Below are 23,358 nucleotides of genomic sequence, written 5' to 3'. Positions count from 1 at the left end.
GGGCCGAGCTGCTGGTCGTGCCGGCCCGGCCGCACACGCTGCTCGGCGGCGTGTTCCACCGCTCCGTCACGGCCGAGTTGCTCCGCCGCAGCCCCATCCCCGTCCTCGTCCTGCCCGCTACCGAGGCTTGAGCTGAGATTTCAGGGGGAACTCACGGGATGGGTACGTGAATTTTAAGTAGTAGTAAAACAGTCGTATAGGCTGGGTATTCGATGAATTTGTGGCAGATTATACGGCGCCTGATTCCCTACGTGCGGCCCTATCGCAGCCTCGTGGCAGCCACGCTATTGCTCACCCTGATAGGGGCCATCACGGCGCAGGTCAACCCGTTCGTGCTGCGCTACACCGTGGATTCGGTGCAGCGGCTGCTGGCCGAAGGCCAGGGGCTGCGCGGCGGGACCCCGCTGCTCCTCACGATTAGCCTCATTCTAATTGCTAAGGAGCTGATTACCATTGCGCTGGAATATGGGCAGAATTTTTTCGGCGAAGAAATCCGCATCTACGTGTCCAGCGCTTTGTCGCAGGATGCCGTGCGGCGCATCCTTTCCTACCGCCTGGGTTTCTACGCGGAGCTAGGCAACCAAACCGGCCGGCTGCAAACCCGCCTCGACAAGGGCGTGGACAGCCTCATGAAGCTGGTGCAGGACATGTTTATCGACATCTTGCCGCTGCTGGCCAACGCCGCGGTGGCGCTGGGCATCATGTTCGCGGCCAGCTGGGAGCTGGGGGTGGTGGCCCTGTCGGTGCTGCCGGTCTACTTTGGGCTGAGCTACTGGCAGGCGCTCCGGCTCAGTGACGTACGCAGCCAGATGCGCCGGCTGCGCGAAGACAAAAACCACGGGCTGCTCAATCTCATCGATTCGGCCGTGGTTATCAAGAGCTTCGTGCGGGAAGACTACGAGGAGCAAAAGCAAAACATCCTGCAGCTGCAGCTCCGGCATGCCCAGCTGAACATGCGCAAGACCAACTTCCTGTTCGATGGGCTAAAATCCTTTGTCGAGCAGCTGGGCGTGGTGTTCATCGTGGTACTCACGGCTTATCTGGTGCTGGCCGGGCGCATGTCGCTCGGGGCCATCATGTTCCACATCATGCTGTTTCGCAACGTATCGGCCCCCATCCGCCAGCTCCACCGCATGTACGACGAGCTGAACGAGGTGCACACCTACTCCGAGGCGTTCTTTGAGATGCTGGACGCCCCCGATGCCGTGGAGCCCAGCGGCCCGGTGCTGCCCACGCACCTGCGCGGCACCTTCGAGCTGCGCCACGTCAGCTTCACCTACCCCAGCGGCACGCAGGCCCTGCACGATGTGAGCCTCACCATCCCGGCCGGCAAAACTACCGCCCTGGTGGGGCTGAGCGGTGCCGGCAAAAGCACGGTCATCAACCTGCTCTGCAAGTTCTACCTGCCCCAGCGCGGCGAGCTGCTGCTCGACGGCATTCCCCTTACCGAATACGACACCCACGCCCTGCGCCAGCAAATTGGGCTGGTGCTGCAGAAAAACCACATTTTCAAAGGCACCGTGGAAGAAAATATCCGCTATGGATTGATGGAGGCCAGCCGGGAAGAGGTGGAGCAGGCCGCGGCCAAAGCCTTCCTGCACGAGCAAATCGTGCAGCTGCCGGAGGGGTACGAAACCGATGCCCAGCAGCTCTCGGGAGGGCAGCAGCAGCGCATCGCCATTGCGCGGCTGTTCCTCAAAAACCCGCCCATCATCTTCCTCGACGAGCCCACCGCCTCGCTCGACGCCATCACAACCGAGCAAATCAAAGCCAGCATCGATGCGCTGAAGCGGGGCCGCACGGTGGTCATCATCTCGCACAGCCTGTCCCAAATCGTGGATGCGGACTTTGCTTATGTGCTGCAGAAAGGCCAGGTGGTGGAAAGCGGCACCCACCGGCAGCTATACGAGCTCGACGGGGCCTACCGCCGCATTTTCGACGCCTCGGCCCGCAGCCTCAACATCGAGAAAATAGCCCAAACCCTGACCATTTAACCTTCCTCATTCACTTAGCAGCTACTTCTATGTCGGCCGCCACCTTATTAGGAGCATCCTAGCCGGATGGTGCTTAGTTAAGCCTATGCCTGCACGCCCCGGCAAGTCGATAGCAACTTCTCCAAATTAACCCTTACTGTTTTCTCACTTTCTCTGCTTTTCCACCGGTGGTGGTAGGGAGCCAGGCAATAGCTTGGTTTTCTAATTCCAACTGTGGAAACTCAAACGACTACTGTTTAGGCAATCAATCCAAGCTGGTTGGTCATGGCGAAACACGGATTCTCAGCTTTTCTAAGGCTCTGTGTTGGCTGGCTGGAAAGCAGTTTAGCCTGGCGCCTGCTTTTAGGGCTGAGCCTTGCTTTGGTCCAGGCTTCGTGCGTTAATACCCGGATAATAAATGCGGTTCGCATTCCCCAGGGCCAAACGCTTTACCAAGGTCGGAAGGAGGGCGGTGGCTCAACTTCGGTGAAAGCCGTGGTGATGCCGACCAACGCGCTGGCGCAGTTGAGCCTCGCCAAAGAAGGAGTTGCCATAAAGGTGCTGCCTCCGGCTGCGGGTGCAGATTCGGCCGGCCTCCGGTACTTTTTTCCATATCGGGACCAGCCTGCCCAAAACGCGAATGCTCGGTATTACGCCGGTCAAAAGCTGCAGTTCTTTGAGTCCTACCCCATTTTTCAGGCCATTACGGTTCCGGTAAAGCTGCGGCCAGCTTTGCACGATACGCTGGAGTATCGGGCCGTGGGAAGTTTTGATGTGGGCATCTCCTTGGGCTGGAAATACTCTTTTCACACCTACCGCAACTATTATCACCAGCCCACGGGGCAGTTCCTGAGCAAGCGGATTTCGCAGTACTCCATCGTTCCCGGAGCTTTCCTCACCCTGGGCACCGAGGAGCTGAATACTGCAAAAAAGAACCTGAAGCAGCCCATCGGCTACATCCGGGAGGTGCCCACCATATCTCCGGGCGGCTTCCTCGTGCTCGGGGTAAACCGCGTGAATGTGGGCCTGGCGCTTGGGGCCGATTTCACCTTTGGGTCGGCGGCTCGCGCCTGGATTTATCAGGGCAAGCCGTGGTTGGGGGTGGTGCTCAGCGTGGATTTGCTGCAGGGCCGCGACCCCTTCGATTTGTAGAATTTTAGCTCAATAAGCTCATGGAGGCCACCGCAACCATGCCGATTGCTGCTGAGGCACCACCGGAAGCCTTTTGGGCGCTGCCGGCGGAAGCGCTGCTGGCCCGGCTCCGGGCTACGCCGGCAGGGCTGAGCACGGCACAGGCAGCCAAAATCCGGCAGGTGGCCGGCCCCAACCAGCTGCAGGCCCATGCCGAGGCGTCGGCAGTGGGCCTGTTTCTCAACCAGTTCAATAGCCCGGTTTCGCTGCTGCTGCTGGGAGCGGCGGTGCTGTCATTCTTCCTCGGCGACGCCACCGACGCCGTCATCATCTTCGTCATTTTGCTGCTGAGCGGCGGGCTGGGCTTCTGGCAGGAAAAGAACGCCTCCGACGCCATGGGCCACCTGCTGGCGTTGGTGACGGTGAAAACCACGGCCTGGCGCGACGGGCAGCAAACCCCGCTGCCGGCCAGCGAGCTGGTACCCGGCGACGTGGTGAGCCTGCGCGCCGGCGACCTGGTGCCGGCCGACTGCCGCCTGCTCGAAGCCAACGAGCTGTTTGTGAACGAAGCCACCCTCACCGGCGAAACCTTTCCGGTGGGCAAGCAGCCCGGCACGCTGCCCGCCGACACGCCCATTGCGCGGCGCCACAACGCCGTTTTTATGGGCGCGCACGTGGTGAGCGGCAGCGGCCGGGCCCTGGTGGCCGAAACCGGCCCGCTCACCGAGCTGGGCCGCATTGCCGGGCACATCAGCACGGCCCCGCCCGAAACCGACTTCGAGCGCGGCATCCGGCAGTTTGGCTACCTGCTGCTGGAGCTGACCCTGCTGCTCGTGATGCTGATTTTTGGCATCAACGTGAGCCTGCACAAGCCGGTGCTGAGTGCGCTGCTGTTTTCGCTGGCCATTGCCGTGGGGCTCACGCCGCAGCTGCTGCCGGCCATTATCAGCATCAACCTGGCCCAGGGCGCCCGCCGCATGGCCGAGCACCGGGTCATCGTCAAGCGCCTGTCGGTCATCGAAAACATTGGGAGCATGAACGTGCTCTGCGCCGACAAAACCGGCACCCTGACCGAAGGCCGCGTGCAGGTCGACCGCATCATCGACGTGGCCGGTCAGCCATCGGCGCGGGCCCTGCTTTTGACCCAGATTAACTCCTTTCTGCAGCAGGGCTTTCACAACCCCATCGACGAGGCCATTCTGGCCTTTCAGCCCACCGACCTGTCGGCCTACCAGCGGGTAGATGAGCTGCCCTACGACTTCATTCGCAAGCGCCTCACCCTGCTCACCGAGCTGGACGGCGAGCTGCTGATGATTACCAAAGGCGCCCTGCAGAATGTGCTCGAGGTGTGCCGGTTTGTGGATACCGGCACGGGCACGGTGGCCCCGCTGGCAGACTTTCGGGGCCAGATTGAGCACACCTACCAGGAGCTGAGCCAGCAGGGATTTCGCACGCTGGCGCTGGCCACCAAGCCCACCCATGGGCTGCGCGACATCACCACGGCCGATGAGGTGGACATGACCTTCGTGGGCATCGTCGTGCTGCTGGACCCGCCCAAGGCCGGTATCGCCCACACGCTGGGCGAGCTGCGGCGGCTGGGCGTTCAGCTCAAGATGATAACCGGCGACAATGCCCTGGTAGCGGCCAGTACGGCCCGGCGCGTGGGCATCGCCAGCCCCGAGGTGCTGACCGGGGCGCTCCTGCGCGAGCTCAGCCTGGAGGCCTTGCGCCACCGGGTGGTGGCCACCAACGTCTTTGCCGAAGTGGAACCCAACCAGAAGGAGAGCATTATCCGGGCCTTGCGGCAGGCGGGGTGCGTGGTGGGCTACCTCGGCGATGGCATCAACGACGCCAGCGCCCTGCACGAGGCCGATGTGGGCATTTCCGTCGATTCGGCCGTGGACGTGGCCAAGGAATCGGCCGACGTGGTGCTGCTAGAGCACAACCTCACGGTGCTTATCAACGGGGTGCGTGAAGGGCGGCGCACCTTTGCCAACACCATGAAATACATTTTTATGGCCACCAGCGCCAACTTCGGCAACATGTTCAGCATGGCCGGCGCGTCGTTGTTTCTGCCGTTTCTGCCGCTGCGGCCCACCCAGATTCTGCTCACCAACCTGCTCACCGACCTGCCCGAAATGGCCATCGGCTCCGACAACGTGGAGCGCGACACCGTGGCGCAGCCCACCCGCTGGGACCTGCGGTTTATCCGGCACTTCATGCTCGCCTTTGGCCTGCTCAGCTCCTTGTTCGACTACGCGAGCTTCGGCCTGCTGCTGTTGGTGTTCCGGGCCGGCGAGCACCTTTTTCAGACCGGTTGGTTTGTCGAGTCGGTGCTGTCGGCGTCGGCGGTGGTGCTGGTGGTGCGCACGCGCCGGCCCTTCTTTCGGTCGCGGCCCGGCCGCTGGCTGGCGGTGGCCACGGCCGGTGTGGCCCTGGTGGTTCTGGCCTTGCCGTTTTCGCCCCTGGCCCAAGCGTTTGGCTTTACGCCCTTGCCCTGGCGGCTGTTAGGCGCTATTCTGCTGATTGTGGCCACGTACGTGCTGTCGGCGGAGGCGCTAAAGCGTTGGTTTTACCGCCGCTATGCGGTAAACCATTGATGCACGTTGGGCTGAAATTGGCTGGGCCAGAATTGAGCTCACAGCGATTCTAATTAGCTTTCTAATAAGCTAGCCAGGAATTAGCTCCCTCTCTCCCCGGCAAAGTATCCTGATGTGAGTGGGAGGAGCCACCATGCATAGCCCGCCAAAATCACCGGTTTCCTGAACTACGCGACCATTGGGTCGACTAATTCCTCGCCACCCGCGCCTACTTCAGGCCGAGGTAGACGCGAAATGTGGCCCCTTCGCCCACGCGGCTTTCCGCTTCGATGTGGCCGCCGGCGGCCTGCACCAGGCGGTTGACGAGGTAGAGGCCCACGCCGGTGCCCTCGGTGTGGGTGTGGAAGCGGCGGAAGAGCTGGAACAGGTCGGGGCCGTGGGCCGCGGCATCGAAGCCCAGGCCGTTGTCTTTCACCCACAGCACCGGCTGGCCCGCGTCGAGCCAGAGCGAGAGGTGGACCCGGCACGGGCGGTCCGGGTCGGCGTACTTAAACGAGTTGCTGAGCAGGTTGAGCACGATGGTGCGCAGGCTGGCGCGGGGGTACGACACGACGGGGCGCGCCGCGAAGTCGACGGAGACGCGGGCGCGCGCCGCGCGCTGCTGGGGCTCGAGCACCTGCAGCACGTCGGCCACCAGTTCCTCCAGGTCCAGCGGCTCGGCCGGGGCCAGCGCGGCCTGTTGCATCTGCCCCAACGCCGACAGGTCGTCGAGGGTGGCGGTGAGTTGGCGCAGGGTCTGCTCAATCAGGGGCATGAGGAGGCCTTCTTCGGCCGGGTCGGTGAAGGTGACGCCCCGCCGCAGCTCGCCGATGAGGCCGGCCAGGTTGAGCACGGGCAGCTTCAGGTCGTGGCTCGCGGCGTACACGAAGCTGTCGAGGTCGGCGTTGGTGCGCGTCAGGTGGGTGTTGCTCTCGCACAGGGCCGCGTTGGCCAGCTCCGTATCGACGTGGGCCACCCGCAGGGTGGCGTAGGCAGTGGCCAGCTCGTGCCCGAGCTTTTCGAGCACCTGCCGGGCACGCACCTGCTCGCTCACGTCGGTGGCCACCACCGTGATGCCCGTGATGCGGCCGTCGGCGTCGGGCAGGGGCTGGTACACGAAGTTCCAGTACACGGTGTCGCGCCGGCCGCCCCGGTCGAGCGTGGAGGGCAGCTCATTGGCCACGTACGGAACCCCCGTGGCCAGCACGCCGTCGAGCAATTCCTCAAAGCCCTGGCCGGCCGCCTCCGGCAGGGCTTCGAAGAGCGGTTTGCCGAGCACCTGCTCGGCCGTGCGGCCCCAAATGGCGCATACGGCGGGGTTGGCCAGCTCAATGATGTAGCGCGGGCCCCGGAAGATGGCCACGGCCACCTGCTCGCGCACCCGCACCTGCTCGCTCACGTCGAAGGCACACACGGCCACGCCCACCACGGCGCCCTGTTCGCGGAAGGCCTGGTAGGTGAAATCGAAGAACCGCGTGCGGGGGCCGTGCGGGCCCTCGTCGACGAGGGGTATTTCCTGGCCGTGGTACGGCCGACCGGTGGCGTAGACCTGGTGCAGCAGCGCGAGGAAGCCCTGCACTTCGACTTCGGGCAGGGCCTCGGCTAGGGGGCGGCCGAGCAGCGCCCGGCCGGGGTAGAGGCGTTGGTAGCTCTCGTTGACATACTCCACGCGCAACGCGGTACCGCGCAACAGGCACACGGCGGCGGGCGTCTGGTCGAAGACGGCCGCGATGGTGGCGCGCTGCTGCTCGGCCTCGCGCAGGGCGGCGTGCAGCTGGCCGGTGCGCTCCCGCACACGGGTTTCCAGCTGCCGGTTGAGCTGGCGCAGGGCCTTTTGACTGATGTGCAGCTCGGCGGCGTGGGCCCGAATGTCGGCGTTGGCAGATTTCAGGTCCGCGTTGGCCCGGGCTAGGTGCCGGTTGCTATCCGTGAGCTGGTCGATGGTGGCGTCCAGCTCCGCATTGGTCACAGACAGCTCCTCGTTGCTGGTGGCCAGCGCCTCGTTGGCCACCGCCAGCTGCCGGGCGGTCACGGCGGGCTGGTGCCCTTGGGCGGGGGCCGCCTGGCGGGCCCGCACGTGGGCACTCACGTTATAGGCGAACAGCAGCAGGCCCGTGACGTTTCCCGTCCGGGTGTCGCGGAGGGATTGGGCGATGAAGGTGAAATGCACCGGCCCGCGCGGGTCGGAACGGGTGGCATCGCGGAATACGACCTCCCCGGGGCCGTGGCAAATAGTGCCGGTGGCGTACACCCGGTCGAGCAAGGCGAAAAACGGCTGGTCCAGCAGCTCCGGCAGCGCGTCGCGCAGGGACAGGCCCGCCAGGGTTCGTTCGCCAAACAGCTGCCGGAACAGCGGGTTGCTCACCGTGACGACGTGGGTCGGTCCGGATAGGCTGGCCAAACAGGCCGGCGCGTCCTGCACCAGCGCGTGGAGCCGTTGGCGGTGCGCCGCCGCGTCGGCGGCGGGCTGGGACAGGCTGGGAAGGGATGGGTCGGGAATCGGCACGGTAGCAGGTCCCAAAGGGCGGGTAACCTGAATTTTCAGTAAGGTACGGGTTTGGCAAGCGGAAACCTCCCGGTTGGGATGGCGGAAGCACCCCGGGCCTCGCGCAGGGGCGCCGCCGGCGCCCGGCTTCCTGCCAAACACCCGGTTACTCGTGCTCCTGCGCCTCCAGCCGCCGGAGCACCTGGTTGATGGTCAGGTTGCCGCCTCGTATCTGACCGTGGCCTTGTCCGGTTACGAAGAGGAGACGGTGGTCAGCGCCCGGGTGGCCTCCTAGGGGACGCCCACCCGACGAGTATAGTTACTGCGATTACTTCCTGCAGCCTGCGGGAAGCTCGAGGATTTTATCCTGTATACGAGGCGTCTTTTACAGAGAAGCAGCCGAGCCGAAGGCTGACTGCGAGGTTCAGTGAAAGAGTGAATTTGGCAGAGTGTGGTTTGCAGTTCCCGCCCACCCAGACCAAGATACCGTGCCGAGGTAGATAGGGCATCGATTCGGGCCTTGCTATTTGAATGGTTTTTTAGTGAAATAGAAATGGAGCCCAACCGGGCCCACGAATGTTATTGCTGATGCGTCAACTATCAAAAGCCTCAAATTCTGCAAGTCTGGCGCAGGATTCCGTACCACCGCGGCCTGAAAGAAGCCGTTCCTTTGTACTGTCGTTCTGAGCCCAATTTCTAAGGGCGCAATCAGAAACTCCAGGCGCTTTAGCGCCACCCGTGCCATGTCTCCCACTACCGAAAAAACCGAAACCGCCACCCTCGACATTGAAGGCATGACCTGTGCCTCGTGCGCATCGGTCGTGGAAAAGTCGCTCAGCCGCGCGCCGGGGGTGCACAGCGCCCTGGTCAATTTTGCCACCGAAAAAGCCACCGTGCAATACGTGCCCGGCCAGGCCAGCCCAGCGACACTTAAGGAAGCCGTAGTAAACGCCGGCTACGGCGTGACGGAGCGCGCCCCGGATACCAGCGCCGCCGACCGCCAGGCCGAAATCGACCGGCAGAAGGCTGCTGCCTATAGCAAACTCAAGCGCCGATTCTGGGTGGCCGTGGGGCTGGCCGTGGTCATCATGCCGCTGAGCATGCTCATGCTGTGGCCGGCCCTGGCGCAGCGGGTCAATCTGCAGTGGCTCAACTATGTGTTGCTTGGGCTCACGCTGCCCGTGCTGCTCTACAGCGGACGCGAGTTTTACAGCTCGGCCTGGAATGGCTTCCGGCACCGCGCGGCCAATATGGACACACTGATTGCTGTGGGCACGGGCGCCGCGTTTCTGTATAGCCTGGCCGCAACGGTGGTGCCGGGCTTCTTCATGCGCCACGGGCTGATGCCGGAGGTGTATTACGACACCACCGCCACCATCATTGCCCTGATTTTGCTAGGCAAGGTGCTGGAGATGCGCGCCAAAACCCAGACCTCGGCCGCCATCCGCACGCTGATGGGCTTGCAAGCCAAGACAGCCCGTGTGGTGCGGGCCGGCGGGCAGGAAGTGGATGTGCCCATCGAGCAGGTGCAGCTGCAGGATATTGTGCTGGTGCGCCCCGGCGAAAAAGTGGCCACCGACGGCGTCATCACCGAAGGCCACTCGGCCGTGGACGAGGCCATGCTCACCGGCGAAAGCCTGCCCGTGGAAAAGCGGGCCGGCGACCCGGTTTTTGGGGCCACGCTCAACAAGACCGGCGCCTTTCGCTTCCGGGTAACCAAAGTGGGCGCCGACACCATGCTCGCCCAGATAGTGAAGCTGGTGGAAGACGCCCAGGGCAGCCGCGCGCCCATTCAGCGGCTGGCCGATAAGGTCAGCGCCATCTTCGTGCCCACGGTGGTTGTTATTGCCCTGCTCACCTTCGTGCTGTGGTTCGACCTGGCGCCGGTGGCCACCCGGCTGCCGCTGGCCCTGGTCAACTTCGTGTCCGTGCTCATCATCGCCTGTCCTTGCGCGCTGGGGCTGGCCACGCCCACGGCCATCATGGTGAGCACCGGCAAGGGCGCCGAACACGGCGTGCTGATTCGCAACGCCGAGGCCCTGGAGAAAGCCTACAAAGTGAACACCGTGCTGCTCGATAAAACCGGCACCATCACCAAGGGCGAGCCTGCCGTCACGGCCTTTGTGCCCGCTAGTGGCCAGGATGCCGCTCATCTGCTCCAGATGGTAGCCGCGGTCGAGAGGCAGAGCGAGCACCCCCTCGCGGCCGCGGTGTTCCGCTACGCGGAGGCCCAGGGCGCCGCTCAGCTGCCCATTACCGATTTCCGGGCCGTGGAAGGCAAGGGCGCGGCGGCCACGGTAAATGGCCAGCCCGTGCTCATCGGCAATCAGCGCTTGCTGGAGGACGAGGGCGTGGCCGTGCCGGCTGCCCTGCTCAGCCAGGCCGAGCTACTATTGGATAACGCCAACACGGTGCTGTATGTGGCCGTAGCGGGCCAGGCAGCGGCCATCATCGGCGTGGCCGATACCGTGCGCGACACGTCCTTGGCCGCCGTTCAGCGGCTGCAGGCCCTGGGAATTGAAGTGGTAATGATGACGGGCGACAATCCTCAGACGGCCGCCAAGGTGGCCGGGCAGGTCGGTATCAAGCGCTTTTTCGCGGAGGTACTGCCCGCCGACAAGGCCGGCAAAGTGAAGGCGCTGCAAGCCGAAGGCCGGGTGGTGGCCATGGTCGGCGACGGCATCAACGACGCGCCCGCCTTGGCCCAGGCCGACATTGGGCTGGCCATGGGCGCCGGTACCGACGTGGCCATGGAAGCGGCCGGCATCACGCTTATGCGCTCGGATTTGAACGGCGTGGTGTTGGCCATTGAACTGTCGCGGCAGACCATTCGCACCATCAAGCAAAACCTGTTTTTCGCCTTTATCTACAATACGCTGGGCATTCCCATCGCGGCGGGGCTGCTGTACCCGTTCTTCGGGTGGCTGCTCTCGCCCATGCTGGCCGCCGGCGCCATGGCCCTCAGCTCGGTTTCGGTGCTCACCAACTCCCTGCGGCTAAGGCGCTTTGCCCCAATGAGGAATTAAGAATGAAGAATTCCACCCCATACTTCCTCATTTCTCACGGTTCATTCCTCATTTAAAATGGATACTGCTGCTATCATCGTCACCGTTGTTGGGCTGGGCCTGGCGGGGTTTGTGCTCTGGTACTTCTTCTTTTCACCCCGCCAAACCGCCAGCGCGGTATCGTCGTCCAGCGGCGTGCAGGAAGTAGACATTATCGTGAAAGGCGGCTATTCGCCCGATGTAATCGAGGTGGAGCGCGGCAAGCCCGTTCAGCTCAACTTTTACCGCGACGAGGAAAACAGCTGCTCCGAGGAATTGCTGATGCCCGACTTCAGCATCCGGCGCGACTTGCCCGCCTTCCAGACGACCCTGGTGGAGCTGTTGCCGCAGCAGGCCGGGCGCTTCGAGTTTACCTGCGGCATGGGCATGCTCCGCGGGGCCATCGTGGTGAAGTAGGAGGGAAGCACACCTAAGGGAGTGGAGGAAAAGGCGCCGCGGATTTAGCTCAACTTTGGAGCCTTTAACAGGCTAATCGCATGGCAACTGCAGTTGGGCCGGCATCCTGGCCGCTGCAGCGTGGCCACGAGCCACGCTTAAGTGTCAGTTAATCATCTGGGAACGAGGCAGTCTCAGGCATAAGCCTTTTGGCACTTGCTGCCGTGAGTACTTCCGTGGAGCTGGGTTCTTTTTGCCCAGTGAACTCCCATAAGCATAGCCGTTCCGGGCATTTCTTTTTCTGGGGTTAAAGCTGAACACTGCCGCATTTCGCTGCCCGCGGAAAGGCTAGCTTATTGGATATTAGGCAATAACTCAGTGTTCAGCTTTGGAATTGCACTCAGCTTCTAAGACTAAGCATTATTTTTTTGTGGAAAGTGAGTCTAATCGCGCTATATGTTCATATTCTCCTTATATCTTCGTTTTAATTCTACCCATTTATTTTCATTTTTTCAAGACTATGAAACACTTTTCCTTTTCTAATGCCAATGGGCGTTTAGGAAACAGAATCAATCAATTCGCCGCCGCACTGGGGCTGATGGTTGCTGTTTCTTCAGCCCAAGCCGCTGACCTTGGTTCCGTTACTTCCGTCAAGGCCAGCATTCATGCTGCTGCACTGCGGGGCGTAACGGCGATTCCGACCATCACCAGCTTCACCCCCACTTCGGGAACGGGCGGCGCAGTAGGTACCGGCACGCTGGTCACCATTACGGGCACCGACTTTACCGGCGCAACCGCAGTGAAGCTCAACGGGGTGGCTGCTACCAGCTTCGCGGTAGTGGATGCCCAAACCATCACATTCACTGTACCGGCCACGGCTACTAATGGTACCATTTCCGTCACTACTCCTGACGGTACAGCTACTAGCACTGGAATCTTCTACCTGCCGCCAACCCTTTCCACATCGTCGGGCCTCACCCCTAATGCCCGGGTAGCCGGAGGCCCCGATATTACGCTGACTATTAAGGGCACGAACTTTACTCCTGCTTCGACGGTCAATTTTAACGGGGTAAGCTACACCCAGACTAGCAGCACGGCAACTTCGCTGGTTGTAACTATCCCATCCACGGCTTTGGCCACTGCAGGCAGTTTCCCGGTTACCGTCACGAGCGCAGGCGGCACCTCAAACAGTCTCACCTTCATTGTGAGTAACCCCAGCACAGCCGGTGCCTTTGAGAATATTGAAAAGGGTACCAAAGGAGGTTACGCGGTTGACACGGTGGGCTTGGCCAGTGGAACCTGGACCTTCTCGGATGCCCTCATCGGCACCTTGTCTGCTGATAAGTTTAACGGCCTGAAATCGGCACGTATCCGGGCTGGCTTCATCCGCATGGACTTCGATAAACCGACCGGCGCGGGGGTAGTGACTGTCAATGCTGCCTTGTATGGCAGCGACGCACCCACTAACTTCATTCTCGAAAAATCGACCGATGGCGGTGCTACTTTCACTACGGTGCCCGGTGCTCCAGCGGCCCTCACGGCTACGCTCACGCCCTACACCTTCACGGTGAACCAAGTTGGCAACGTGCGTTTCCGCATTAGCAACACTACCACCACTGTCATTGCCCCGGCTACTAGCCTTCCCCGCATCAACGTTGATGACATCTCCATCACCAACTTCGCATTAGCACCTACCATCGCCAGCTTCACGCCTACCTCGGCGGCAGCCGGCACCACGGTTACGGTGACGGGCACGGATTTCACCGGCGCCACGACTCTGACGCTCAATGGTGTGGCCGTCACCGGCTTCACCGTGGTTAATGCCACCACCCTCACCTTCGTGGTGCCGGTTGGCGCTACCAGTGGTACTCTGGCCGTTACCACGCCTTTCGGCACGGCTACCAGCACTGGCACGTTGACGTTCATCGCCGACAACCCGGCCCCGACCATTGCGAGCATCACGCCCGCCACGGCCGTAGCCGGCAGCGGCGCGTTGACGCTGACCGTTAACGGTACCAACTTCATCAGCGGCTCGGTGGTAAACTTCAACGGCACGGCCCTGACCACCACGTACATGTCCGCCACCCAGCTCACCGCGGCGGTTCCGGCCACGGCCGTTGCTACTGCGGGTACTTTCAACGTTAGCGTAACGAATGCCGCACCTGGCGGCGGCACTTCGGCCAATGCCACGTTTAGCGTTACCGTTCCGGCGCCTACCATCACGAGCTTCACGCCAACCAGCGGCCTGGCCGCCGCCACGGTTACCATCACCGGCACGGACTTCACCGGCGCTACCGCTGTTACGCTGAATGGCGTTGCTATCACCGGCTACACCGTGGTTGATGCGCAGACCATCACGTTTGCCGTGCCAGCTACGGCTACATCCGGCGTTATCGCCGTTACCACCCCCACGGGTACCGCTACCAGCACCACCAGCTTCACGGTGATAGCGCCCAACCCGGTGGCTACCATCACGACCCTGGCACCAGCCACCGCCATCGCTGGCGCAACTGCTCAAACCCTCACCGTGAATGGCACCAACTTCCTGGCCACCTCGGTTGTGAACTTTGACGGTGCGGCCCTGACCACCACGTATGTTTCGGCTACGCAGCTCACCGCGGCCCTGCCGGCTACGGCCCTGGCCACCGCCGGTGCTTTCAACGTGACGGTGACCAACCCGGCTCCCGGCGGCGGCACCTCGGCGGCCGCCACCTTCACCGTAACCGTTCCTGCTCCGACCATCGCGAGCTTCACGCCTGCCAGCGCCCTGCCCGGCACCCTCGTTACCGTAACGGGTACCGACTTCACCGGCGCTACGGCTGTTACCCTCAACGGGGTTGCCATCACCGGCTTCACGGTGGTAAATGCCACTAGCCTGACCTTTACGGTGCCAGCCGCTGCTACCTCGGGTGCCATTGCAGTTACCACGCCCACTGGCACGGCCACCAGCACCACTACGTTCACGGTGCTTGTGCCCAACCCGGTGCCCACCATTACGGGCATTACCCCCGCCACCACCGTGGCTGGCAGCGCCGCCTTCACCTTGACCGTGGACGGCACCAACTTCATCACCGGCTCGACGGTGAATTTCAACGGCGTGGCTTTGACTACCACGTATGTATCGGCAACGCAACTCACGGCCGCGGTTCCGGCTTCGGCGGTTGCCACTGCCGGCAGCTACCTCGTAACGGTAACTAACGCGGCTCCTGGCGGCGGTACCACGGCTGGTTTCACTTTCACCGTAACCGTGCCTGCTCCGACCATCGCGAGCTTCACGCCCATCACGGGTGGCCCCACCACCACGGTGACCATCACCGGCACCAACTTTACCGGTGCTACTGCCGTCACGATTGGCAGCTTCGCGGTTACTTCCTTCACGGTAGACTCACCCACGAGCATCACCCTGGTGTTGCCTACGGGCACGGGCAGCGTAAGCGGCTTCATCGCGGTGGTTACGCCTGGTGGCACCGCTACCAGCACGGCTACGTTCAACCTGGTTTCGGCCACACTGGCCAGCAAGAACCTGCCCGGCCTGTCGGTTTACCCCAACCCCTTCCAGGACCGTGTAACGGTTGCCCTGCCCGGCTCGGGCGCTGCCCAGGTAGCCCTGCGTGACCTCACCGGCCGCGTAGTAGTGCCCATGGCTGCTCTGGCTGCTGACAAGCAGTTGCTGTTGCCTAGCTCACTCGCTGCGGGTTCGTACCTGCTCGAAGTACGTCAGGGTAATGTAACCGCTGTGCGTCGCATCCAGAAGCAATAGTCAGGTTTTCTAGACTGCCAGGCTATTTAAAAAGGTCTCCCCGCGATAGCGGGGAGACCTTTTTTGTTTACTCTACTACACAACGAGTGAGTATTTCTCCGTGAAAGGGGCCCATATAGGTTGAGCCACTTTGTTTCGTTAAGCAACTGTGCAGCTAGAGCAGCCCATGATGAAATTGAGCTGAATTTCGCTTGGCTTCCTGCAAGCAGTGTAGTTAAAAATTGCTTCCCTAATTCCGAAATGTTGACTGTGCGTGCAGGTTGTGGCTTTCGCTGTAAAAGCTGTAGTTCAAAAAAAATAAAAAAGATATTTTTTTTGTATTTAATTACATTTTATCCATACATTTCGGCATGAAAACAGCATTAGACTTGGCGTACGAAGCATACGCCGCACGCAAACAAGAGGAGCGCCGGGCACAGATGCTGCGGCTGCGTCAAGAACTTTTAGCATCGCTTCCACGCCCCACTGCGGGGAACCGGGGCTCTGCGGCGAAAAATCCTGGCACTACAAGTGCGCCCAGGTCGGTAACTGCATAAAATTCAGTAAATTATCAGGGAACAGGGATAATTTTAGCTGAACCAGACCGGATGACATTGGGCCATAAGGCGTTGCTGTCCACAGCTCAATCAGCGGCCTTATTGCTGGAATCTGCGAAGCGTGAACAGGCAAAGCGTCATAGCGCGCCGCTCGTATTTCGCCGCGTGGAATCCCGTCTTCGGCTTATACCAGCGGAATGGGTACGACTTCGGTGGCTTTGGATTCATTCGAGCCCTGGGCCACTGTGTGGCGCCAGGTTCGGGCAGAAGGGAATAGAGGGTCTTGGAGCCTTTTGTGGGAATTGCCGCTGGCCGGCATGAGTAGCTCAACTTCGTTGGTGTGTAGCTGATTTATAGCTGCAGCTCGTGCTTGGAATCTATTAGGGCGTGGTCGCGCTTCGTCGGTGAGGCCACCCGTGGGCTCTTCGTAGTCGCGTCGGAGCTTGGACTACTGGTCGAAGGCCAGTTCGGGGGTTTAGTGCGTTTCAGGCTCAGGGCTTGAGGTCTTTCGGCATGGGGCAGGAGGGAAGAGTACAGTGGCCTACCTAGATGGGGCAATGAATGAAAGGGATGCGCATGCTTGGGCGAATTGACCAAAGCCTTTGAGAAAAGTGCTGGTTTTGTGCCCTATTCTAGTCAGATAGGGATTGATTTATGTTTAAGCTCCTCAATGGGTTACATCCAAAGTGGTGCCCGATACGTATAGATGGCTTAGCGAATTTCTTTCACTCAAACCCAACGCCATGAACCTCAAACCTTTCTTAGCTACTCTAGCCCTGAGCGCAGCTATTGCCGCGCCTGCATTCGCCCAAGATGTGGTGAAAGCCAAGAGCGACGCCGACAAGACCAAAACGAAGGTCGATGGGACGACGACCAAAACCAAAATGGCCGACGATGGCAAGATGAAAGTCAAAGGCAAATCGGACGCCGGCGACAAAATGAAAGCGAAGACAAAACCTCGCGCCGATGGCACCATGGGCGGCTCAGCCACTAGTACAGGTGATATGGGCATGGGCGCTACCGGAACGGGTGCCACTGGAACCGGCGCTACCGGCGCGGGTGCCACAGGTGCTGGAGCCATGGGAATGGGCACCGGCACGGGCGGTGTGATGGTAGGCGGGGCCATGATGACCGCAGATAAAGACATCGTAGACAATGCCGCGGGTAGCTCCGACCACACCACGCTGGTGGCTGCCGTGAAAGCTGCCGGCCTGGCCGAAACGCTGAAAGGCGCCGGCCCCTTCACGGTATTTGCTCCCACCAACGCAGCGTTTGATAAGCTGCCCGCCGGCACCATGAACTCGCTGGTGACCCCCGAGATGAAGCCCACGCTCACCAAAATCCTGACCTACCACGTAGTGCCCGGGCGCTACACCGCCGGCAATCTTACGCCCGGCCAGGTGCTCACCACCGTGGAAGGCGAGCAGCTGATTGTGATGAAAAACGGCAATGGGGTAATGATTAAAGATGCCAAAGGTGGCATGGCCCGCGTGACCATTCCCGACGTTATTTCCAGCAATGGAGTAACCCACGTTATTGATACTGTGCTGATGCCGGCTAAATAAGTAAGCTGGTATTTAGGATGAAGGAAGTAACCAATTCTGGTATAATTTTCTCTTCTTAAGAATACAAAAAAGGCCCGCCAGATAATCTGGCGGGCCTTTTTGTGTGTGGTAGTTTCTCTTCCGTCATTCCAGCAGGAGGCGCCGCCCCACAGTGCGGCCATCGGCCAGGGTGAGCCGAACGGTGTAGACGCCTGCCGGCAAGTAGGGCAAGGCGAGTTTGGGCTGGCCCGCCTGCGCGGTGGGCTGCTCCCAAATGGTGCGGCCCACGGCATCGAGAACCGCCGCGCGGGCAAAGGCGGGGCCGGCAATGGTGACGGTACCGTGCGCAGGATTGGGGTAGAGGCTGTAGGCCGCCGCTTCGCGGGCCGCGGCGGTGGCGGTGGCCACGTTGTTGGTCATGACGGGGCGCATCATCAGGGCGCCGCGCGGCGACGTGCCCCGGGGAACAAAGTTGGCGGTGTCCCAGGCGCCAGTATTGTCGCGGCGCCAGAGGTGCTTGGCAGGGAACGTGCTGTTTAGGTCGAGGCCGTAGTGCAGGTCGCGGCCCTGCGACGGCTGCGAGAAGCCCACGTAAAAGCTGCCCGTCACGCGAACGGGCTGGTCGAAGGTGACTTCAAAATACTGCCACCCCGTGGGCAGGGGGTTGGGCATCACCACCGTCTTGGCTGCGCGGGGCACGGGGTTGGGCTGGCCCGAGGCGTCGTCCCACACACTCACCGTGACGGACCGGCTGGCGCGGTCCGAGGCGGTGAACACCGGGTACAGGCGCAGGGCCCGCACGTAGTCGGGCTGGTTGAGGTCGAAGCGGTAGGCAAATGCCGAGGCCTGCCCCGTGGAGTAGGGGATGAGCTGGGTAATGTTTTCGGCCGTGCCGTCGTCGTAGGCGTAATAATTATTCAGCTCCACGTCCCGGAAAATCGTGTCGTTGGGCAGCGTGCGCGGGTTGCCTTCCTGCGTGTTGAGGGCCAGGGTGTAGCGCAGGGTCTTGGGCGTGCCGGAGGTGGGCACGGCTACGCGGTTGGCGTGGCCCGTCACGCTGTCCAGGCGGGGGTTGACGGGCAACGCGCGGCTGGCTTGCAGCCAGTTGCCGAGCGGCGCGCCCGTGGGCAGCTCCCGCACGCTCCCGAATACATCGATGGGAATGGGCAGCAAGCCCGCGTTCAGGTTGCTGAGGTTCACGCCCAAGCGGGGGTTGAGCTCGCTGGTGGGCGGCGCGGCAGCATTGAACTGCCACACCGGCATGGCCGCGAACCGGCGCAACGGACTGCGCAGCCCCCCCGACGGATTGCCGCCGCGCAGGCCCGCGCTGGTGGCAATGTCGACGAAGGTGGTATCGGCCAGGCCGCGCGTGCGGCCGCGGTCCAGCACCACGTAGTCCACACTGAATCCGTCGCTATTATCGGACGTATTGCCGCTGGCGATAAACATGAACTGGAAGTCGCCATGCAGGTACTTGGCCACATTCAGGTCAATTACTTGCTGCTTGAAAGGCGTGCGCTGGCGGGCGCTGCGGTACACCCAGGCCGATTCCCAGGTGCCGGTGCTGGTTTTCAGGAAGAGCTCCAGGCGCACGGGTGTGCTGCTGGTGTTGCCGTTGGGCACGCCCACAATGCTGCCGGCCTGCCAGCCAAAGCTGAGGTACACCTGGTCGCTGGTGCTGAGGCCGCCCAGGTTGATGGGCTGCGACGTCAACGAGTCGATGGTGCCGTAGGAGCTGTTGATGACGCCGCTGTAGCTCTGCCCGTTGGCCCGGAGGCCGTCGAGGGTGGCGGTCCCGCGGGTGAGGGGCTGCACCGCCAGGCGGTTGCTCACCAGGGCGCCCCCGGTGGGCAGCCAGTTTTGCACCTTGGGCCGGCCTTCGAGGGGCGAGGTAAAATCGTCGAAGAAAGGCAGCGTCAGGGCCGTGGTGCTGCGCCGCAGGGCCAAGTATTCGGCGGCCGAAGGCGCGTAGGCGGCCCGGGCGGGGTCGGCGGCCAGTGGTAGGGATGGGGCTACCTGGGCCGAAGCAGTTCCGGCGGCCAAAAGCAGCGCCGGCAGCAGCAGGCAGCCAATCTTGCGGAAGAGTGTTGTCATAGAGAGAACCTAAGGCCCGGCAACGCCGAGCGCAGCAGAATATTGCTTATCTCCAACGCTATACAAGTGGCCGCGCCGCGGGGTTGCCTCCTTATTTGGCTACCCAGATATCCACTAGCTGGCCCATGCGGATGGTGGCATCGGGGCCGGCCACGGGGCGCTGGCGCACCACGGTGCCGGGCACCTGGCCTTCTTCGGCCGGCTGCTCAAATACTTCACCCTTCTGCAGGCCCTGGCCAATGAGCAGGGTAATGGCCTCGTCCTCGGGCATATTGATGAGGTTGGGTACCGGAAACGTCTGGTTGCCCTGGCCGTCGCCCACCACCAAGTCCACCTTGGTGCCTTTGGCAATGGGGGCGCCGGGGGCTATTTCCTTGCCGTTGACGAGCTGCTTGAGCACGGCATTCTGCGCCAGGTCGGGCACCAGCTGGATTTGGCCCACCACCAGGTCGTAGCTGTTGAGGATGAGCTGGGCGTTTTTCATGGAGCCGTCGGTGAGCTTGGGCATCTTAATTACCGGCGGGTTCTTCATGCTCACCTGCAGGTAGATTTTGCGGCCTTCCTTCACTTTTTCGCCGGGCGCGGGGTCCTGCACCAGCACCGTAAACGGCCGGATATTGGGGCTGTAGCTGGAGTCGTCCACGAAATAGGCCAGCTTGCGCTCGTCGAGGTAGTTTTCCAGGTCGGCCACGTTCATGCCCGTCACCTTGGGCACCGTGATGGTCTCGCCGTGGTGGGTGCTCACGGGCAGGTAAACGTAAAAGAAGCCCAGCACGAGCACTACCCCCACGGCCAGAATGAGCAGCAGGTGCTTGAGAACGTCGAGCGGAGTATCAGAAGAAAGGAAAGCCATTTTGGTAGGAGCAAATTATTTAGGCAAAGAACGAAAAACTCCCCACCTTATTAAGGAAGGGATATTTTCGCAAAGCGGAAATTGGGGTGGCTGGTTCGTTGAACCGAAGGTCGGCGTAGCCAACGACTCGCGCTGGAATCGTTCAACGAATCCAACCACCCCCGTCCGAGCCTGCGGCTCGAACATCCCCTCCTTAGCTAAGGAGGGGAGTGGGGACATGACTTGTTCGTTCCACCCGGGCCTTGCCAAACTCCAGAATCCGGTCGATAAACTGGTAGGGCGTGTAGCCGGCCAGGGCGGTTTGGTGGAAAATGCAGGTGGCGGGCGTCATGCCGGGCAGGGAGTTGACTTCGATAATCAGCACCTCTACCTGGCCCTGCTGGCGCACGCGCACAAACGCGTCGATGCGGGCGTAGCCCTGAATGTCGAGCACCTCGGCCACGCGGTGCAGCACAGCCTTCACCTCGTCGGAGATGCGCTGGCGCTCGGCTGGGTTGGGGCTGTAGCGGGCGGGGGTAATGTTCTGGCCTTCACCTGCCAAGAACTTCTCCTCCAAACTCAGTACCTCGCCGGTAGCCAGGGCCTCGCTGGCCTCGAATACCTCAATCTTGAGCTGGCCCTGCTCGTCGTACGACGTGAGCAGGCCGCCCGTGACTTCCAGGAAATGCGCGGCCCCGTCGCGGCTGATGAGGGTTTCGACCAGAAAGGCATCCTTGCGCGGAAACTCCTCTTTGAAGCCCAGGCTGAGCACCGCGGCCGGGCCCGAAAGCAGGTCCTCATCGGTGCGGAAAATCAACTGGCTGAAGGCTTCCAGCTCCAGCCGGTTCTTAATTTTCTTCACCGCCGAAGAGCAGCCGTCGTCGGCAGGCTTGGCGATGAAGGGGTAGGCGAACTGGGTTTCGAGCGAGCGGTAGAAGCTTTCAGGGTCGGCCTGCCACTCCAGCTTGCTGGCCATGCGGTGGTCGGCCACGAGCAGGCCGGCTTTGCGCAGGCGCTCGTTGGTTTCGAACTTGTTGATGGTGACGCTGCTGCTGGCCACGCCCGAGCCGTTGTAGGGCAGGTGCAGCTTTTCGAGCTGCTGCTGCAGGGCGCCGTCTTCGCCGGGCCGGCCGTGCAGGGCAATGAACACCTCATCGGCGAGTTGAGCTAACTCTTCGAAAGAAATGCGGCGCGGCTGGGCCAGGGCCTGGCCCGCATAGGTGCTGGTGATGACGCTGGCCTCGCGGCGGATGCGTTCGAGAATCGGGTGCGGAGCCTCGCCGGCTTCGGCGTGCTCAATTTTCTCGCGGATGTCGTCGGCGTTGTCCTTCAGCATCACGTTCACGGGCAGCACGTAGAGCTTGTGCTCGTCGGCCGAGCCGGTGAGGAACACCGGCACCGGCGCGTACTTGGCCGAGGAGCTGAGCTTCTCGTAGATGTTGCGGCCGCTTTCCACCGAAATGTGGCGCTCCGACGAGTAGCCGCCCATTATCACGGCCACCCGAATGCGCTCGGTGGCTTCGTGCTGGCGGCCGGCTACGGCTTCGTCCAGCTTGGCCAGCAGTTGAGCCAGCTTCACGAGGCGCAGGCCGGCGCGGCGCCGCGCGGCCAATGACGTGCGGATGAGGTAGGTGAGAAACTGCGAAGGATTTAGCCCAATTTCGGCCGCCTGGTGAAAGAAGAACGAAGCCGGCAGCATGCCAGAGGTCGTGTTCGGGTCGTTCAGAAACAGCTTGCCATCGTGGCCCACAAAGCCATCCAAACGCGCATATACTTGGAAGCCAAACGTGCGGAACATCTCCTCACAGGCCTCCCGGATTTCCTGAATCTTAGCCTCCGGCAAATCAATCGGCGTGACCTTGCGGGCCAGGCCGGGCAGGTACTTCGAGCGGTAGTCGAACATCTCCTCGCCCTTAACAATCTCGGTGGGGGGCAGGGCCAGCGGCAGGCCGTTGGGGTCTTCTACCACAATGCAGCTGAACTCGCGGCCGGCCACAAAGCTTTCCACCAGCACCTGGGTTTCGCCGTCTACGTTGGTCAGGAGCACCTGCTCGGCGCTTTCCAGCCACTCGTTTAGGGCGAAGAGCAGGGTTTCGGGGTGGTAGATGGGCGCGGTTTCGTCGTCGAACACCACCGGCAGGCCGATGCCCTCGCGGATGTCGGTAAGGTGCTGCACCCAAGCCAGCTTGTCCTGCTCGCCAAGGCGCAGCCAGTCTTCGCGGGTCACGAGTTTGCGGAACAAACTGCGCTCGATGGCGGCCTCAAACTTGGCCAGGTTATCGGTTTTGAGGATGCTCACGCCGATGCTCGAGCCCTGGCGCGGCGCCTTGAGCACCAGCGGCAAGCCCAGCTCGCGCACCAGGTAGGCGAGCGTGGCGGCGTGGTCGGTGGTGTCCCATTCCTCGGCCTTGATGACGCGGAAGCTGGGCGTGGGCCGGTTCAGGGCGTGCAGCAGGTTCTTCTGCGCAATCTTGTCGATGCCGAAGGCCGAGGGCAGAATGCCGGAGCCGGAGTAGGGGATGCCCAGCCACTCCAGCATGCCCTGGATGGCGCCGTCTTCGCCGCCCGGCCCGTGCAGGGCCAGAAACGCGAAGTCCATGAGCTGCGGCAGCTCCTGCGCTTTCACCTCGCGGCCCACCTTGGCAATAGCGTGGGCCCGCTCCTCGTGGCTCAATTCGCCCAGGCTTTCGATGTACACCTGCAGGTGATGCACCGAGGCCGGCTGCGACTCCACGGGCGGGTAAAAGTCCCGAATGGTGCCCTTGTAAATAAACTGCCAGTCGAGCAGAATAAACTGCCCGAGGCTATCCACGAAGATGGGCACCGGTTGGAACAGGGCCTTATCTAAATTATCAAAGACGGTGCGGCCGCCGGCGAAAGAAATTTCCCGCTCGCGCGAAGTGCCCCCGAAAAAAATGCCGATTTTCATAAGTACCGCAAAGGTAAGGATAAGGTGAGGGGTTGAGATTGGCCTGTGCCGAATT

The 23,358-nt window shown here is 61.9% G+C and carries 13 protein-coding genes; 9 read left to right on the top strand and 4 right to left on the bottom strand.

Annotated features, from left to right (window positions below; all coding sequences use genetic code 11):
- Nucleotides 1-8: 8 nt before the first annotated feature.
- From LJ738_RS21660 to mgtA, 4 genes are all read left to right on the top strand, one after another.
- On the top strand, nt 9-131 hold the full coding sequence (locus LJ738_RS21660) for a universal stress protein (RefSeq protein WP_410779930.1): 123 nt from the start codon (nt 9-11) through the stop codon (nt 129-131).
- 81 nt (nt 132-212) lie between these two features.
- Nucleotides 213-1,994 (top strand): ABC transporter ATP-binding protein, encoded by a 1,782-nt coding sequence (locus LJ738_RS20060; protein ID WP_227788134.1) that lies wholly within the window; start codon nt 213-215, stop codon nt 1,992-1,994.
- Nucleotides 1,995-2,354: 360 nt separating this feature from the next.
- The gene (locus LJ738_RS20055; protein WP_227788133.1) at nt 2,355-3,125 is read left to right on the top strand and encodes a hypothetical protein; all 771 of its coding nucleotides are present in this window, start codon (nt 2,355-2,357) and stop codon (nt 3,123-3,125) included.
- 20 nt (nt 3,126-3,145) lie between these two features.
- Nucleotides 3,146-5,704 carry a magnesium-translocating P-type ATPase gene (gene mgtA, locus LJ738_RS20050; protein WP_227788132.1) on the top strand — a complete coding sequence of 853 codons (2,559 nt, stop codon included), beginning with the start codon at nt 3,146-3,148 and terminating at the stop codon, nt 5,702-5,704.
- A 208-nt stretch (nt 5,705-5,912) separates the two neighbouring features.
- Here the strand turns inward: mgtA and LJ738_RS20045 are convergent, their stop codons facing one another.
- Nucleotides 5,913-8,204 carry a PAS domain-containing sensor histidine kinase gene (locus LJ738_RS20045; RefSeq protein ID WP_227788131.1) on the bottom strand — a complete coding sequence of 764 codons (2,292 nt, stop codon included), beginning with the start codon at nt 8,202-8,204 and terminating at the stop codon, nt 5,913-5,915.
- A 136-nt stretch (nt 8,205-8,340) separates the two neighbouring features.
- On the opposite strand from LJ738_RS20045, the gene LJ738_RS21385 reads away from it, so the two are divergent.
- From LJ738_RS21385 to LJ738_RS21655, 5 genes are all read left to right on the top strand, one after another.
- The gene (locus LJ738_RS21385) at nt 8,341-8,463 is read left to right on the top strand and encodes a hypothetical protein (protein WP_262907761.1); all 123 of its coding nucleotides are present in this window, start codon (nt 8,341-8,343) and stop codon (nt 8,461-8,463) included.
- 448 nt (nt 8,464-8,911) lie between these two features.
- Nucleotides 8,912-11,194 carry a heavy metal translocating P-type ATPase gene (locus LJ738_RS20040; protein ID WP_227788130.1) on the top strand — a complete coding sequence of 761 codons (2,283 nt, stop codon included), beginning with the start codon at nt 8,912-8,914 and terminating at the stop codon, nt 11,192-11,194.
- Between the two features lie 57 nt (nt 11,195-11,251).
- Complete coding sequence (locus LJ738_RS20035) at nt 11,252-11,629, top strand: cupredoxin domain-containing protein (protein ID WP_227788129.1); 378 nt, start codon at nt 11,252-11,254, stop codon at nt 11,627-11,629.
- Between the two features lie 499 nt (nt 11,630-12,128).
- Nucleotides 12,129-15,368 carry a choice-of-anchor Z repeating domain-containing protein gene (locus tag LJ738_RS20030; RefSeq protein ID WP_227788128.1) on the top strand — a complete coding sequence of 1,080 codons (3,240 nt, stop codon included), beginning with the start codon at nt 12,129-12,131 and terminating at the stop codon, nt 15,366-15,368.
- A gap of 1,615 nt (nt 15,369-16,983) precedes the next feature.
- A complete protein-coding gene (locus LJ738_RS21655; protein WP_227788135.1) occupies nt 16,984-17,469 on the top strand; it encodes a fasciclin domain-containing protein in 486 nt (161 codons plus the stop codon).
- 123 nt (nt 17,470-17,592) lie between these two features.
- On the opposite strand, the gene LJ738_RS20020 is transcribed toward LJ738_RS21655, so the two are convergent.
- From LJ738_RS20020 to LJ738_RS20010, 3 genes are all read right to left on the bottom strand, one after another.
- Entirely contained in the window at nt 17,593-19,542 is a 1,950-nt protein-coding gene (locus LJ738_RS20020; protein ID WP_227788127.1) for a T9SS type A sorting domain-containing protein, read from the bottom strand.
- A 91-nt stretch (nt 19,543-19,633) separates the two neighbouring features.
- Nucleotides 19,634-20,395: a PASTA domain-containing protein gene (locus tag LJ738_RS20015; RefSeq protein WP_227788126.1), complete on the bottom strand. Its 762-nt coding sequence runs from the start codon at nt 20,393-20,395 to the stop codon at nt 19,634-19,636.
- Between the two features lie 193 nt (nt 20,396-20,588).
- Nucleotides 20,589-23,303 (bottom strand): D-alanine--D-alanine ligase family protein, encoded by a 2,715-nt coding sequence (locus LJ738_RS20010; protein WP_227788125.1) that lies wholly within the window; start codon nt 23,301-23,303, stop codon nt 20,589-20,591.
- Nucleotides 23,304-23,358: the final 55 nt, after the last annotated feature.

The organism is Hymenobacter plasmatis (assembly GCF_020711255.1).
Lineage (GTDB): Bacteria > Bacteroidota > Bacteroidia > Cytophagales > Hymenobacteraceae > Hymenobacter.
Note: the sequence above shows the minus strand (reverse complement) of the source record. Positions and strands in the feature narration are given on the sequence as shown.

Excerpts from the sequence above, each read along its gene's own strand:
- LJ738_RS20020 (WP_227788127.1), bottom strand. The coding sequence starts at position 19,542 with ATGACAACACTCTTCCGCAAGATTGGCTGCCTGCTGCTGCCGGCGCTG.
- LJ738_RS21655 (WP_227788135.1), top strand. The coding sequence starts at position 16,984 with ATGGGAATGGGCACCGGCACGGGCGGTGTGATGGTAGGCGGGGCCATG.
- LJ738_RS20040 (WP_227788130.1), top strand. The coding sequence starts at position 8,912 with ATGTCTCCCACTACCGAAAAAACCGAAACCGCCACCCTCGACATTGAA.
- LJ738_RS20015 (WP_227788126.1), bottom strand. The coding sequence starts at position 20,395 with ATGGCTTTCCTTTCTTCTGATACTCCGCTCGACGTTCTCAAGCACCTG.
- LJ738_RS20035 (WP_227788129.1), top strand. The coding sequence starts at position 11,252 with ATGGATACTGCTGCTATCATCGTCACCGTTGTTGGGCTGGGCCTGGCG.
- LJ738_RS20030 (WP_227788128.1), top strand. The coding sequence starts at position 12,129 with ATGAAACACTTTTCCTTTTCTAATGCCAATGGGCGTTTAGGAAACAGA.
- mgtA (WP_227788132.1), top strand. The coding sequence starts at position 3,146 with ATGGAGGCCACCGCAACCATGCCGATTGCTGCTGAGGCACCACCGGAA.
- LJ738_RS20010 (WP_227788125.1), bottom strand. The coding sequence starts at position 23,303 with ATGAAAATCGGCATTTTTTTCGGGGGCACTTCGCGCGAGCGGGAAATT.
- LJ738_RS20060 (WP_227788134.1), top strand. The coding sequence starts at position 213 with ATGAATTTGTGGCAGATTATACGGCGCCTGATTCCCTACGTGCGGCCC.